This is a genomic window from Mangrovimonas futianensis, assembly GCF_021245805.1.
GTDB lineage: Bacteria > Bacteroidota > Bacteroidia > Flavobacteriales > Flavobacteriaceae > Mangrovimonas > Mangrovimonas futianensis.
On the sequence record NZ_JAJJNF010000004.1, the window covers coordinates 156,038 to 170,228 of the forward strand.

The following is a 14,191-nucleotide window of genomic DNA, read 5'->3' on the forward strand; positions in this document are numbered from 1 at the left end:
CACCTAAACAAAAACAAATGACAGCTTTTAAAATTGATATAAAACCCACCAATAACGAAAAAATCATCAAATTTGAATTAAATCAATTCATAACCAACCATGAAAGTTTTGAATTCAACAATATAGATGAAGCAAAACCATCTCCATTAGCTCAACAACTTTTTTACCTACCATTTGTCAAGAAGGTTTATATAGGCAGTAATTTTGTAGCTATAGAACGTTTTGATATTGTTTCTTGGGATGATGTTCAGGGTGAAGTCGCTGAACAAATTGAATCGTATTTTAATCAAGGCGGGGTTGCTGTAACTGAAGACCAAACAAGAAAAAAAGTTTCAGTAACAGTTTATGCAGAAAGTACTCCAAATCCGTCCGTCATGAAATTTGTTGCTAATAAAAAGTTAGTGACTTCTTCATATGAATTTACTTCTATAGATGAAGCCAAATTATCACCTCTAGCTTTAGAGCTTTTTCATTTCCCTTTTGTTAAAAATGTATTTTTAGACGAGAATTATGTATCCATTACCAAATACGATATGGCTGAATGGAATGACATCACCCTTGAATTGAGAGAATTTATTAAAGACTATATTGAAAAAGGGAAAGAAATTCTGTCTCCTCAAGCCGCTGAAGCTCTAAATAAAACAACCGAAAAACTAGATCAAACTTTTGAGGCCTTAGATGACACTTCTAAGGAGATTGTCAATATATTAGAAGAATATGTCAAGCCAGCCGTAGCGAGCGATGGCGGGAACATTGTTTTTCAATCCTATGATGCCTCCAAAAAGAGTGTTCAAGTTATTTTACAAGGAGCCTGCAGTGGATGTCCAAGCTCCACTTTCACTTTGAAAAATGGCATCGAAAACATGTTAAGGGAAATGCTACAAGGGAAAGTTGAAACAGTTGAAGCCATAAATGGCTAATATTCAGCTATTTTTAATTATCTTTAGGTACACACATTTAATTTATTAATTTAAACACAGTATTATGGGCGTACTTAAAGTCATTGAAATATTAGCTAGTTCTGAACAAAGCTGGGAAGATGCCACTAGAACAGCAGTAAAAGAGGCATCAAAATCAATTAAAAACATCAAATCAGCATATGTAAAAGAGCATTCCACGGTCATTAAAAATGGGGATATTGCTCAATTTAGAGTAAATGTGAAAATTACCTTTGCTGTTGATTAATTGTTGAACCATCTAAACATATAAGTGCTTTTATGATTAAAAGCACTTTTTTATTTCATGACACTTCTTTTCACTTCACTTTGTATTCTTGTTGCCTTGGAGCACTTTTATTTTTTGTTTTTAGAAATGTTTCTTTGGACCTCTAAAAAAGGGATAAAAACTTTCGGGCTAAAATCTAAAGCATTTGCTGAAGACACCAAAGTCTTGGCCGCTAACCAAGGCCTGTACAATGGGTTCTTGGCTGCAGGTTTATTGTATGCTCTCTATTTGAATGCCACTCCCTTTTTAATGTTTTTCCTATGTTGCATTATAGTTGCAGGCATTTATGGAGCATTCTCTACAAAAAAAAGCATTTTATTTTGGTTTCAATCAGTACCTGCCATCTTAGCCTGTATCGCCTTTCTGCTTATTTAATGGTCTAACCTTTGGCTTATCACTATATTTAACCTTATCTTAAAGCATTAAATAATCTTTAAGCTATAACTTTACTTTTTAATCAATTTAATACGAAAAATACTTATGGAAAAAGATCTAGAAAAATGGACGGAAAAAGGAATTGAATTTGCCACCGATTATGGGCTCAGAATTCTTGGAGCCATTGCCATTTGGATTATAGGTGCCTGGATTATCAAAAAATTAACAAGCACCACAAAAAAAATTATGGATAAAAGGGATTACGATGAAAGTCTCAAAAAATTCCTTTTGAATTTAATAGGTTGGACCCTTAAAATTTTATTGATCCTTGCCATTTTATCAAAACTTGGTGTTGAAACCACTTCATTTGCAGCCGTTATTGCAGCCGCAGGTCTTGCCGTGGGTATGGCACTACAAGGCTCTTTAGGAAATTTTGCAGGTGGTGTTCTTATCATGATTTTTAAACCCTTCAAAATTGGCGATTTGATAGAAGCACAAGGTGAGATGGGGGTTGTCAAGGAGATTGAAATTTTCACGACCAAAATTACTGGATTATCCAACAAAGAAATTATTATCCCCAATGGTGCTTTATCAAATGGGAATATTACAAATTATTCAGTTTTAGGAACCAGACGTGTGGATTTGGTTTTTGGAGTAAGCTATGATGCGGACATTAAACAAACCAAAGAAGTTTTAATGAATGTACTTACATCACATCCCATGGTATTACAAGAACCAGCTCCGACAGTCAATGTTTTGGAACTTGCTGATAGTTCGGTCAACTTTGCTACCAGACCATGGTGTAATACGGCCGATTACTGGACCGTTTACTTTGATGTTATGGAACAAGCGAAAATAGCACTTGACCAAGCAGGTATCGAAATACCTTACCCACATCAAGTAGAAATTCATAAAGAAAGTTAGGGTTTTGGCTTTAGGGCAATAAAATCCTTGAGATAATATGGTTCAAAATAGGCAACATCTTCGGTGTTGCCTATTTTATATTCTTTAAATGACAGGGCGGCCATTTCTCTGGCGGAAGGCATTTTACCCTCAATAAAATGGGCATTAGAATGTTTGATGACTGTTTTCGTTTTTTGAACGCCATTTCCAATAAAATAAACAGGACCTTGAGTCAAATAATCAGAGAAACTGTTTTCGTCTAAAACTTCGGCTTGAATCTCTCTTACTTCATTTAAATCTGAGTCCAAAACGGTAGAATACACCTCCATTCGTCTAGCATCCAACATAGGAATAATCAATCCCTCTGAATTTTCAACCTGAACAGCCAAGACTTTTAAAGTAGAAACGGCTATCAAAGGGATATTCAATGCATAGCAAATTCCTTTGGCAGTTGAGACTCCTATTCTCAATCCTGTATAAGAACCTGGCCCCTTGCTAACAGCCACTGCAGCTAATTCTGATTTAGACACCCCTGTTTTTTCAAATAATTCCTGAATAAACACATGTAACCTTTCAGCATGGGAATAATTCTCGCTATTATCCTCTAATATTAAAACGTTTTTGCCGTCTTTAGCCAAGGAAACCGAGCAATTGGTTGTTGATGTCTCTATGTTTAAAATATATGCCACAATTAATCTACTACAATTGGTTTACCCAAATAAAAATCCAGAACTTTTGTTTTAAAAATAAAATCATACTTCGCATTAATCAAACGTGATTGTGCATTGATAAGCTGAATTCTTGATTGCTCCAAGTCAAATGAATTCATAGAGCCTAAATTATAACGCTCTTGCGAATTTTGAAATGCCAATTTTTGTGCTTCAACTGACTTTTTTGCTGCTTCATAAGCCTTTAATGCAGCCTGCGCATCGGTGAAAGCTCTTTGGATATTACTTTCAAGATCAAGTTTGGCTTGCTCTAAATTTAATTTAGCATTCTCTTCTTGAACAAGGGACTTAGCAACAGCCGTTTTGTTCTGAAATTGAGAAAAAATAGGCACTCTCAAATTAAGAGAAAAATTCTGGGACTTATTATCATTAAGTTGATTAAAAAAAGACTCTTCTCCCTGAATTACATTCGAGTAGAAAACATTAGACCCAAAGCCGTATGAAAATCCCAGACTGGGCATAAATCCACTTTTAGAAATCTCGGTACTTAATTCTGCTCCCTCAATATTTTTTTCCGCTACTTTAATCTCATATCTATTTCCATAAGCATATTCCAATATAGGTTTGATATCTTTATACATTAAAGCTGCTGAAGGGCTATCTACCTCTATAATTTCAACTTCAAATCCCTCATAAGGCAATTGTAATAATTGGGATAACGACAGGATGGCCAAATTATAATTATTCTCTGCTACGGTTAAATTTTGTTCATCACTACTCAAAGTCGCTTCAGCATCATAAACATTGGCTTGAGGTTGAGACCCGGCATCCACTAATTCTTGAACTTGTTGCAATTGTTTTTGAGAAAACTCATATTGAGCTTGGGCCGTTTCTAAATTCTCCTTATTGAACAACACATTTAAATAAGCATTTACCACATTCAAAGAAATGTCGTCCTTAATTCTATTTAACTCCAATTCATTTCTTTCAAGAGTTAACTGGGATTGCTTGTACAAATTTGTCAATCGGAATCCATTAAAAATGGTTTGGTTTAAATTCAATCCCAAACTTGTACTATGAGCTGTTCTATCAACGAACTGTCCCGGGAATAATTCTTGATTTCCCAAAGTCAAGCCTTGTCTACCACTAAAATCCAAGGAAGGAAGCATTGCTCCTTTGTTAGCAATGATATCCTGTTCATTTGTAAGTAAGTTGTTTTGCCCTTGTAAAACAGAAATATTGTTTTCCAAAGCATAATCAACACACTCTTGTAAAGTCCATACCTTTTCCTGGGCATAAATAAAACCACACCCAAAAAGTAAGAGGCCCATTGCTATAGCTTTCATTCTCATATTAACGGTTTCTTCCATTTTCATTATTCTCGTCAGAAGCTTTATTCCAAACTTTAATTTCGTCTTCTTCTTTAACACCTTCTAAAATTTCGATATTAATTCCATCAGAAATCCCCAATTCTACATATTTTTCCTCAAAGGTATTATCTGCCTTTTTGATTTCAACAAAAGGCTTTTCTGTAATTCTATTGAACTGCAACAATGATTCCTTGATAACTAAAACACTATCCTTGCTTTCCATTTCAATTTCGGCATTGGCACTGTATCCAGCTCGAATCTTGGTGCTTCGCTCTACTTCAACATCTGCTTTGATAGTGAATTGAACCGCTCCATTTTCTTCCACGCCTTTTGGAGCAACAAAAGTAAGTTTTGCAGGAAACTCCTTTTCATTCAAAGCCCCTAAAACAACTTTGATACCTTTACCTTCTTCTAGTTTACCAACTTCTGCCTCATCCACTTTTCCTTCAAAGATCATTTTATTCATATCGGCTACAGTAGCGATCGTAGTTCCATCATTGAAATTATTACTTTCTATCACCTGATCACCTTCTCTCACAGGTATTTCTAGAATCGTTCCAGCAATTTGAGCGATGATATTGGTATTTGCTGAACTACCTCCAGACAACGATCCCTTTTTAATAATCTGATAATCATTTCTGGCTTGATTCAGACTTTCTAAAGCTTGATTTAAGGATAACTCACTGTTTTCAAAATCTTGTTTTGAAATCACACCCTTTTCGAATAAGGACTTGTTTCTATCAAACAAGGTTTTAGCATTATTATATGATAACTGTGCCGTATTAATTCTACTACTTGCAGACACCAAACTTTGCTCATTAGGAACGACTCTAATTTTTGCGATAAGATCTCCTTTTTCAACTATATCGCCTTCCTCTACCATAATTTCGTCAACAATCCCAGAGATTTGTGGCTTTAACTCGATTTCCTCTTCAGGATTCAGTTTCCCAGTAGCCACCACTTTGGTATTTATTGATGAATAAAATGGCTTTTCTGTTTTGAACTCTTCGACTGAAGCTGAATTTGAATCTTTAAAATACTTTATTACCCAAATCAATAAGATGAGTAGTACGATTCCAACAATAATTTTAACTGTTTTATTCATTATTTTGATTGTTATTTATTCTTCTCTTAATGCATCAATTGGTTTAATACTTGTCGCTTTAAAGGCTGGTATAAGACCTATTAAAGATCCTAAGCCAACTAACAGTACTAATGAAAAAAAGACTACTACGAGGGGAACCGATGGATTGACCAATACAGCATCCTCTCCTTGTCCAAAGCTTTTATTAAGTAGCATCAATATTAATCCTCCTGATATAATTCCCAAAAGACCAGAAACCAAGGTGATAAACACGGCTTCTACGATAACTTGTCTTTTTATTTCAAATGGTGTGGCTCCCAAGGCACGTCTTACTCCGATTTCTTTGGTTCGTTCCTTAACCGTAATTAGTAGAATATTACCTATCGCAAAAACGCCGGCAATCAAAGTTGCCAATCCTACAAACCATGTTAAAAATTGCATTCCAACCAGAAACCCAGTCACCTTTTTAAACTCATTCCCTAAATTGAAGCTTCCGAAAGCCCTATTATCCTCCGGATGGATTTGATTCAGGTTCTTTAACATAAGTTTCGCGTCTGCTTCTATTTGAGTGATGTTGTAATCGGGTTTTCCAGTAATCATCATCCAACCAATATTATCTCCTTGGTTAAATATCTGCTGAAACGTAGTAAATGGAATGTGGATATCACTTCTTGGGCCCATCTGGACATTACCTGTCTCAAACACACCAATGATTTTAAAGTTGATACCCTTAATTTGTATGAGCTCCCCTATCATTTCTTCATCCTTATCAAACAATTGTTTGTAAATCTCATCAGAAATGACCACTACCTTTTTGTTTTCTTTTATGTCATTCTCATTGATAAACCTACCTCGAATCATTTTCTTTTTTTGAACCCGATCCAAAAGTGGATAATCACCATTAATACCAAAGGTCCCAGACAACTGATTTCTTACTACTAATCCCTGGCTTTGATTTCTAGGAACTACAAATTCGATGCCCTCTACATTTTCTTCAACATTTTTAGCATCTGTAAGCGTTAATCTCACAAATCGGCCCTCCTGGAATCCCTTAAAGGGTTTGCTTGTACTTTGGCCCCAAATAAAAACACTGTTTGTAGCAAAATCCCCAAACAACCTATTAAAGGCATTCTCCAAACCTCTAGCAGAACCCAACAAACTAATCAACAACAAAATACCCCACCAAACACCTATCATGGTCAATACAGTCCTTAGCTTGTTTTTGCCCAAGCTTTCAAAAATTTCTTGCCACGTATCTCTATCAAATAAAAATCCCATCATATCAATTATCTCTTAAGGCCACAATGGGTTTAATTTTAGAGGCCTTTTTTGCTGGAAAATAACCAGCAATTGAGCCTGCAACTATTAAAGTAATGGTAGCGCCAATAACTAAACTAGTACTCACTTTAGGGTCTGTAATAAAATAAGTTTCTAAACTGGGGCCTATCCAATCTAAAATTCCCATCCCGAGTACCAATCCAAAATAACCTGCAATGGTCGTAATCAAAATGGACTCCAATAAAATAATAGAAATTATAGCCTTTGGTGGCGCCCCAAGAGCTTTCCTTATCCCAATTTCCTTGGTTCGCTCTTTAACCACAAAAATCATGATATTACTGATACCGACTATACCCGCAATCAAGGTTCCAAATCCAATAATTATAATAATGACACTCAATGCAAATGTAATTTGATTGGTTCCCTTATTAGCCTGAGCCATATTCATAATTCTAATGGCTCTCTGATCGGTTGGGTCAACAGAAAAACGTTCTTTTAAATCTTTAGTGATTTGATTCCCAAAATCAATGGCTTCATCATAGCTCATCTTAGGATTGTAAGTCACGTTAATTTGATCGAGATAGTCGTTATTACCATAAAGTCTTTGAGTTGTGCTTATAGGCGTATAAATCATGCGCTCCTCATTATCTCCTCCATCATCTTTAAAAATTCCAACTACTTTATACTGTATACCATCCAAATTGAGATATTTACCCATGGCCGTTGTCTTTGCAAAGAGATCTTCTTCCACTAATCGACCTATAACGATTACCTTAGTCTTGTTTTCAATATCTATTTTATTGATATACCTTCCTTCCGTGATTTTTGTATTCTCCAGGTATTGATGATCTGGATGGACAGCCCGCATACCATAGGAATTCTTTTCATTTTCAAAAGACGCATTGACATTTCTTGTTACGCGTCCTGTAAAATATTGAATTTTATCACCATAAGTTTCCTTTACATAATCCAAATCCTCATTTTTCAATCGGATTTGTCTTCCCGCCTGGTAGCCTTTATAAGCTTTTGAGGTTGTGCCGGTATAAATAAAAATGGCATTATTGGCATCATCAACAAAGGCATTTGAAAATGTATTGCTCAAACCATTGGCCATACCAAATAGAATCGCAAAAAGCAGAATTGCAAATGCCACCGTAAACCCAGAAAGCACGGTGCGTGTTCTGTTTTTATTAATACTTTGAAATATTTCCCTCCAAAGGTCTAAATCAAACATTCTGGAATGCTCTTACTTGTTCCACATTGATATCTTCCATAATCACTCCATCTTTCAAACGCACAATACGCTTACACATATTTGCAATATCCTCTTCATGGGTAACTATTAATATGGTTTTTCCTTCATCATTTAAATGCTGAATAAAATCCATAATCTCATAAGAAGTTTTGGTATCCAGGGCACCCGTTGGCTCATCTGCCAGAAGTAGTTTTGGATTTGCAGCCAGCGCTCTTGCAATGGCCACCCTTTGTTTTTGTCCCCCTGAAAGTTCGTTGGGCAAGTGGTGTGCCCATGGTTTTAATCCCACTTTTTCTAAATGAAAAAGTGCCTTTTCCAATCGCTCTTTCCTTTTTAGTCCCTGATAATATAACGGTAACGCCACATTTTCAAGAGCATTTTTGTAGTTGATAAGATTGAAGGATTGAAAAATAAAACCTAAGAATTTATTGCGGTAAATGGCTGCTTTTTTTTCAGTAAGGTTCTTGATAAGAACACCATCTAAAATATATTCACCCGAATCTGCCTCATCCAACATTCCAATAATATTTAGCAACGTAGATTTACCAGACCCCGAGGACCCCATAATAGCCACCATTTCTCCTTCTTCAACAGAAAGATCAATTCCTTTTAAAACATGTAGGCTTGAATCACCAATCGGATAAGATTTGTGAAGTTTTCGAATGTTAAGCATACCTAAAATTCTTGGTTGTATAATTCATATATCCATTAGACTAATAACTAGGGTATATGTTACAACAAAAGTAAATTTTTATTTAGGTAGCTACTTTTTTAGTCTTGTTAAACTTTTTATAAATAAAGACCCCTAAACCAGCTATTAAGAGGTAAGGAATGATCATTAAATATACAATACCGTCATTGATACCCTCAGCTGCATTTTGTCCTTCCTCATTTTCCAAGACAGCCCTACACATGGCACATTGGGCCTCTGTAGAGAGACTGAAAAAAATGACTAATATTAAAAACAACCAGTACCGTTTCATTCTTAATAAAATGGTGAAATTAACACATAAACCATCACACCAGAAACGGCCACATACAACCATAAAGGAAAAGTGATTTTAGCTATTTTTTTATGTCTTTCTATATCATTAGTTATAGCCCTAACGTAGGTAATCAAAACAAAAGGAATAACCACTACAGAAAGTAAGATGTGAGTTATTAGAATGACATAATAGAAATATTTTAAAACACCATCTTCTCCATATGGCGTAGGATCACTAGTCATGTGATATGCCACATACATTACCAAAAAAGCAATTGAAAACCCCATGGCTATCTTTATCAAGGTTTCATGTAACTTGATTTTATTCTGAATGATAGCCCAATAAGCAAATATTAAAAGTATAGCTGTAATGGCATTTGTACTTGCATATATGGGTGGCAAAAACATCCAAGGTCCCATATTGGGAATTCTAACTCGAAACAAAACCGCTACTACCACGGGTATAGCAATAGATAGAAGCACAATCCATTTATTGTATTTCTTTTGCTCTTCTAATGGCTGATTACTCATTTAATAATTTTTTTATGTCTTCTTTCAACATACTAATCTCCTCTTTTTCACCCTCATCATTCACCTGCTCCTTTTCTGAAACTGTACCTCTGTAATAAATAATTGGGTTACCATAAGCATCGGTTCTAGATCGAATGTATCCATTTTTATCGATTAAGGCAAAATTACCTGAATGCTCAAAATTTTCTACATCTACAAACAAGTTGAAGCCTAAATTGGCCAAATTGTATATATCCTCTTTGTTTCCGGTCATTAAATTCCAATTTGGATTTGTCACACCGTATTCTTCTGCATAAGACTTTAATACTTCTGGAGTATCATGATCTGGATTGATGGTAAACGAAGCCACACCAAATTCCTCAAATGATTTAAAAGCATTTTGCACTTGCACCAAATTATATGTCATCTTTGGACAAATGGTTGGGCAGGTCGTAAAAAAGAATTCGATGACATAAACCTTGCCTAAATAATCTTTTTCTGTAATCATCTCTCCATTTTGGTTTTCAAAGCTAAATGAAGGCACTTTTTTAGGCTCGCCATTAACTTCTATAAAAGCCAATTTGGATTGATCTGAAAAATTATTGTCCTGTTCGGTTGACATCCTTTCGCTTCTCGAGATATCATCATGTTTAATTCGATCTACAATCTTTGGGATAAAAATTATCCCGAAAACCAAGATAATAAAGGCAATGCCTATATAGGAATATTTAGATTTATTGTTCATGTTCAATATTTAAATCATTTGCTCTTCTAGTGGTTGAATCAAAATCACCCTTTCTCTTTTGTCTATATTCTGTAAATAGAATACGCATATCCTCACTCATCTTATTTTTCATTTCAGCTACTTCAAGCGTATTGTAAGAGTATAAAGGATAAATTTCAGACGCCTTTTCAATTTCTTGATCCGTTCTATCGTCCAAACGTCCTCTTTGGTTCAATTCCTTATCAACAATAAAAACCTGTGGCGTGAAATAGTTGGTATCAAGAGCGACTTGATGGTTAAGGCTATTGAAAACCGTTTGGATCTCAGAAGGGTCCCCAAATGCAAATTCAAAGAATCGTAAATCTTCATAGGTGGAAATTTCTTCATACAATTGTTTTGCTTGCTCCTTTTGATTTTCTGGAAACAACACAACAATTTGAAATTTTTTGAATCCTTTGAATTTATCATAAACTAACTCCTTCAAATTGGAGGCTTCTGTAAGATGTTTCATTGGATTATTACCTAAAAACCCGATAACAGTTAAATGATTATTCAAGGTCACTTGCTGCCCTTCAAAATTTTTAAAGGTGTCTATATCATAGATATGACTTTTTATGATGTCTAAGGGCTGGTAATTATGCTTAGCTGGGTAAAGAAATATCAAAAACATAACAGGAAGAAAAAACAATACTCCCAACACTAAATTTCTTGTAACTTTTTTTCGTTCCATAATGGGCACAAAAATAAAAAAGACGGTTTAAAAAACCGCCTTTTGATATCTATTTAACGTTACGAATTAGAATCCGTGTTGTTTGATAAATCCATTTGAATAAACTCCTTCAACATATCCTCCTTCTTGTAAAAGGATGAAGATTAAGTAGCAAATTAGGAAAATTGCTGTCCAAACTACCGCTCTTCTTAAACCTTTGGTTTCGTCACGCATGTGCATGAAGTCCCAAGTAATGTAATAGGCTTTAACAAGCGTTAGGATAATAAAAATCCAGTTAAGGATTTTCATTCCTATTATCTTACCCATTAAAACTTCTGGTTTGTAAATACCTAGAACAACCTCAACAGCAGTTACTATTGAAAGAAGAATCAAAACACCCCAAATCTTTTGGGTATTAGACTTAAATTTAACAGTACCTCTTAATATTTCTAATTTATGATCGTGTGCCATTAGTTAATGAATTTCAGGATTAAACAAGGTAAAAGAAGGTAAATACAAATACCCAAACTAAATCTACAAAGTGCCAGTAAAGTCCAACTTTCTCTACCATTTCATAACTTCTCCTTCTTTCGTAGGTTCCGATAATCACATTAAAGAAAATGATAATGTTGATAACAACTCCAGAAAATACGTGGAATCCGTGGAAACCAGTTATGAAGAAAAAGAAATCAGCAAATAAAGGCGAACCGTATTCATTAACATGAAGGTTAGCTCCGTGAACCACTAAATTCCCGTGATCCTTTAACATGCTTAAAGATTCCTCTCTTGAAAGCACTGTTTTATGACCGTGCTCATCCAACATTTGAGTTCTGATAAGAATATCATCGTTTGCTTCCATGCCTTTTACAACTTCTGCAACCGTAAAATCAGGTAATGCCCCTTCGCTCACAAACCAAAGACCACTTTTACGTTCGTGTTGTGCTCTTTCAGAATGCTGTGACGTTGTAAAATCTCTGATGGCAAGTCTTTCACCATCTGTATTAACAAACTGAAGAATATTTCCTCCTTTTGTTTGTACGGCTCCAAAGTCTCCCTTGATAAAGGTTGCCCATTCCCAAGCCTGAGAACCAACGAATATTAAACCTCCAATAATGGTAAGAAACATATACCAAGTTACTTTGGTCTTTTGCATTTTATGACCAGCATCTACAGCCAATACCATGGTTACAGATGACATGATTAATACAAAGGTCATAAATGCCACATAGATCATTGGCAATTCTTGACCATGCAAAAATGGAACGTGAGTAAACACCTCATCGGCAATTGGCCAATAATCAATAAATTTAAATCTTGAAAAGCCGTAGGCCGCTAAGAACCCAGAGAAGGTCAAGGCATCAGAAAGGATGAAGAACCACATCATCATCTTACCATAACTTGCTTTTAGTGGCTCATTACCACCTCCCCAAGTTTTTCCTTCTGTTCCTGTATTAACAACAGTAGTGTCCATATTTTATTGGTATAGTTTTAAAAGTTGCACAAAAATAATTATTTTATCTTTTTGACGAAATTTCAAAAAACATTTTGAAAGTCATTATTTTCTGTTCTTACAGCCTTTACATCAATTTGATAGGCCTTCTAGTTCATAAAGGTAAAAAATAAAAACAGGTAAACCCATAGCAAATCAACAAAGTGCCAAAAGGTTGAGGCCAAATCCAATCCCAAAGTATGCCCATCAGAATACTTTTGTTTAGAATTATTATAAATTACTACCAGCAGACAAAATAATCCTATAAGCACGTGAGCAATGTGTACAATTGCAATCAAATAGATATAAGACATGGTCACATTTGAGGTAGGCCCCGTAAAATTATAGCCTTGATTTAATATTTCCCTAAATCCGGCAAACTGATTAATAACAAAAAGGATTCCCAAGGCAAAAGTGATACTTAACAATATAGTAGTTAATTTATTCTTACCCTTCAGCAACATTTTTTTTGCAAAGAATAAGGTAACGCTACTTGCAATAATCAAGGCAACACTCATTTGAAAAGCTTGTGGCATTTCAAAATCAGTCAACCAATCTGGTCTTTTACTACTTACAATAAAGGCGCTAGTCCACCCAGCAAAAGACATAAATAAAGAAATCAATCCGAACCAAAGCATCATTTTTTTTGCTCGGTTATTTTTTTCTTCAAAAGTTCCTTGAGTTAAATCCATAACTATCTCAAAAATTTATCTACTACATATACAATTTGCAGTAAGGTTATATAGGAAACACTTGCTAACATCAATTTTTTGGCTGCCACCGAAGACATTTGCTTATACAACCGGATGGCGAAGTATAACATTCCTAATCCAAGTATTAAAACGATACTTGCGACAATAGGGGTCAAAAATAATCTACCTGTAAAACCAAAAGCAGGAATGATGGAAACCAAAATAGTCCAAACGGTGTACATGATAATTTGAACAGCAGTTCCTTTATCCTTTTTTCCCGTTGGCAACATAAAAAAGCCTCCCTTTTTATAATCGTCAAACAAAAACCAACCTATAGACCAAAAATGAGGGAATTGCCAAAAAAACTGAATAGCAAATAAGGTTCCTGGCTCCATTCCAAAATCATTCGTTGCTGCCACCCAACCCAACATAAAAGGAATGGCTCCTGGAATGGCACCAACAAAAACAGACAATGGTGTTTTTGTTTTTAAAGGCGTATAAACACTGGTATATAAAAATATGGAAACCGCCCCAAACATAGCCGTTTTAGGGTTAATGATGTATAAAATTACAATTCCCAAAATGGTAAAAACCGTAGCAATGGTGAAAGCCGTGTTAACGGTCATCCTTTTAGCGGGTACCGGTCGGTCTTTCGTTCTATCCATTAAAGCGTCCAAATCACGCTCAATGATTTGATTATAGGCATTGGATGCACCCACCATAAAGTAACCTCCCAATCCCAAAAGGATTAATGTTTTAATTTCAACGACGTCAACTCCTAAAAGGTAACCTGCGATAGATGAAAAAACCACGCTTATTGCCAAACGGATTTTGGTGATTTCCTTAAAATCTGAAATTAAGGTGTGCTGAACGGGTGAAGTTTTGGATCTACTCAAGGTAAAATGTCATTTTTCGCTTAAAAAAT

The 14,191-nt window shown here is 35.1% G+C and carries 18 protein-coding genes; 4 read left to right on the forward strand and 14 right to left on the reverse strand.

What is annotated here, in order from left to right:
* Window positions 1–17: 17 nt before the first annotated feature.
* From LOK78_RS07985 to LOK78_RS08000, 4 genes are all read left to right on the forward strand, one after another.
* Window positions 18–920, forward strand: a complete 903-nt coding sequence (locus tag LOK78_RS07985) for a NifU family protein (RefSeq protein ID WP_166956004.1) — start codon at window positions 18–20, stop codon at window positions 918–920.
* Between the two features lie 64 nt (window positions 921–984).
* Window positions 985–1,185: a dodecin family protein gene (locus tag LOK78_RS07990; RefSeq protein WP_053970448.1), complete on the forward strand. Its 201-nt coding sequence runs from the start codon at window positions 985–987 to the stop codon at window positions 1,183–1,185.
* A gap of 57 nt (window positions 1,186–1,242) precedes the next feature.
* The gene (locus LOK78_RS07995; protein ID WP_232634536.1) at window positions 1,243–1,599 is read left to right on the forward strand and encodes a DUF1304 domain-containing protein; all 357 of its coding nucleotides are present in this window, start codon (window positions 1,243–1,245) and stop codon (window positions 1,597–1,599) included.
* A gap of 105 nt (window positions 1,600–1,704) precedes the next feature.
* Window positions 1,705–2,523: a mechanosensitive ion channel family protein gene (locus LOK78_RS08000; RefSeq protein WP_232393377.1), complete on the forward strand. Its 819-nt coding sequence runs from the start codon at window positions 1,705–1,707 to the stop codon at window positions 2,521–2,523.
* Here LOK78_RS08000 and tsaB read toward each other — a convergent pair.
* The 14 genes from tsaB to cyoE form a co-directional block, all read right to left on the reverse strand.
* Window positions 2,520–3,191, reverse strand: coding sequence for a tRNA (adenosine(37)-N6)-threonylcarbamoyltransferase complex dimerization subunit type 1 TsaB (gene tsaB, locus LOK78_RS08005; protein ID WP_232634537.1), 672 nt, complete (start codon window positions 3,189–3,191; stop codon window positions 2,520–2,522). The genes LOK78_RS08000 and tsaB overlap by 4 nt on opposite strands.
* Window positions 3,192–3,193: 2 nt before the next feature.
* Window positions 3,194–4,516 carry a TolC family protein gene (locus tag LOK78_RS08010; RefSeq protein WP_232634538.1) on the reverse strand — a complete coding sequence of 441 codons (1,323 nt, stop codon included), beginning with the start codon at window positions 4,514–4,516 and terminating at the stop codon, window positions 3,194–3,196.
* A 7-nt stretch (window positions 4,517–4,523) separates the two neighbouring features.
* Entirely contained in the window at window positions 4,524–5,645 is a 1,122-nt protein-coding gene (locus tag LOK78_RS08015) for an efflux RND transporter periplasmic adaptor subunit (protein WP_232393380.1), read from the reverse strand.
* Window positions 5,646–5,660: 15 nt separating this feature from the next.
* Complete coding sequence (locus tag LOK78_RS08020) at window positions 5,661–6,902, reverse strand: ABC transporter permease (RefSeq protein ID WP_166957207.1); 1,242 nt, start codon at window positions 6,900–6,902, stop codon at window positions 5,661–5,663.
* Between the two features lie 4 nt (window positions 6,903–6,906).
* Window positions 6,907–8,136 carry an ABC transporter permease gene (locus tag LOK78_RS08025; RefSeq protein WP_232634539.1) on the reverse strand — a complete coding sequence of 410 codons (1,230 nt, stop codon included), beginning with the start codon at window positions 8,134–8,136 and terminating at the stop codon, window positions 6,907–6,909.
* Window positions 8,129–8,830 carry an ABC transporter ATP-binding protein gene (locus LOK78_RS08030; RefSeq protein ID WP_053970454.1) on the reverse strand — a complete coding sequence of 234 codons (702 nt, stop codon included), beginning with the start codon at window positions 8,828–8,830 and terminating at the stop codon, window positions 8,129–8,131. The genes LOK78_RS08025 and LOK78_RS08030 overlap by 8 nt, the downstream gene beginning before the upstream one ends.
* Before the next feature lie 82 nt (window positions 8,831–8,912).
* On the reverse strand, window positions 8,913–9,140 hold the full coding sequence (locus tag LOK78_RS08035) for a hypothetical protein (protein WP_166956024.1): 228 nt from the start codon (window positions 9,138–9,140) through the stop codon (window positions 8,913–8,915).
* 2 nt (window positions 9,141–9,142) lie between these two features.
* A complete protein-coding gene (locus LOK78_RS08040; RefSeq protein ID WP_232634540.1) occupies window positions 9,143–9,673 on the reverse strand; it encodes a DUF420 domain-containing protein in 531 nt (176 codons plus the stop codon).
* The gene (locus tag LOK78_RS08045) at window positions 9,666–10,397 is read right to left on the reverse strand and encodes an SCO family protein (protein ID WP_232393382.1); all 732 of its coding nucleotides are present in this window, start codon (window positions 10,395–10,397) and stop codon (window positions 9,666–9,668) included. Before LOK78_RS08045 ends, LOK78_RS08040 begins: the two co-directional genes overlap by 8 nt.
* Window positions 10,387–11,106, reverse strand: coding sequence for a hypothetical protein (locus LOK78_RS08050; RefSeq protein WP_232634541.1), 720 nt, complete (start codon window positions 11,104–11,106; stop codon window positions 10,387–10,389). The genes LOK78_RS08045 and LOK78_RS08050 overlap by 11 nt, the downstream gene beginning before the upstream one ends.
* Before the next feature lie 66 nt (window positions 11,107–11,172).
* On the reverse strand, window positions 11,173–11,556 hold the full coding sequence (locus LOK78_RS08055) for a cytochrome C oxidase subunit IV family protein (protein ID WP_053970459.1): 384 nt from the start codon (window positions 11,554–11,556) through the stop codon (window positions 11,173–11,175).
* A 19-nt stretch (window positions 11,557–11,575) separates the two neighbouring features.
* Window positions 11,576–12,556, reverse strand: a complete 981-nt coding sequence (locus tag LOK78_RS08060) for a cytochrome c oxidase subunit 3 (protein ID WP_166956036.1) — start codon at window positions 12,554–12,556, stop codon at window positions 11,576–11,578.
* A 128-nt stretch (window positions 12,557–12,684) separates the two neighbouring features.
* The gene (locus tag LOK78_RS08065; protein ID WP_232634542.1) at window positions 12,685–13,266 is read right to left on the reverse strand and encodes a cytochrome c oxidase subunit 3; all 582 of its coding nucleotides are present in this window, start codon (window positions 13,264–13,266) and stop codon (window positions 12,685–12,687) included.
* Between the two features lie 2 nt (window positions 13,267–13,268).
* Window positions 13,269–14,162: a heme o synthase gene (cyoE, locus tag LOK78_RS08070; protein WP_232634543.1), complete on the reverse strand. Its 894-nt coding sequence runs from the start codon at window positions 14,160–14,162 to the stop codon at window positions 13,269–13,271.
* Between the last annotated feature and the right edge of the window lie 29 nt (window positions 14,163–14,191).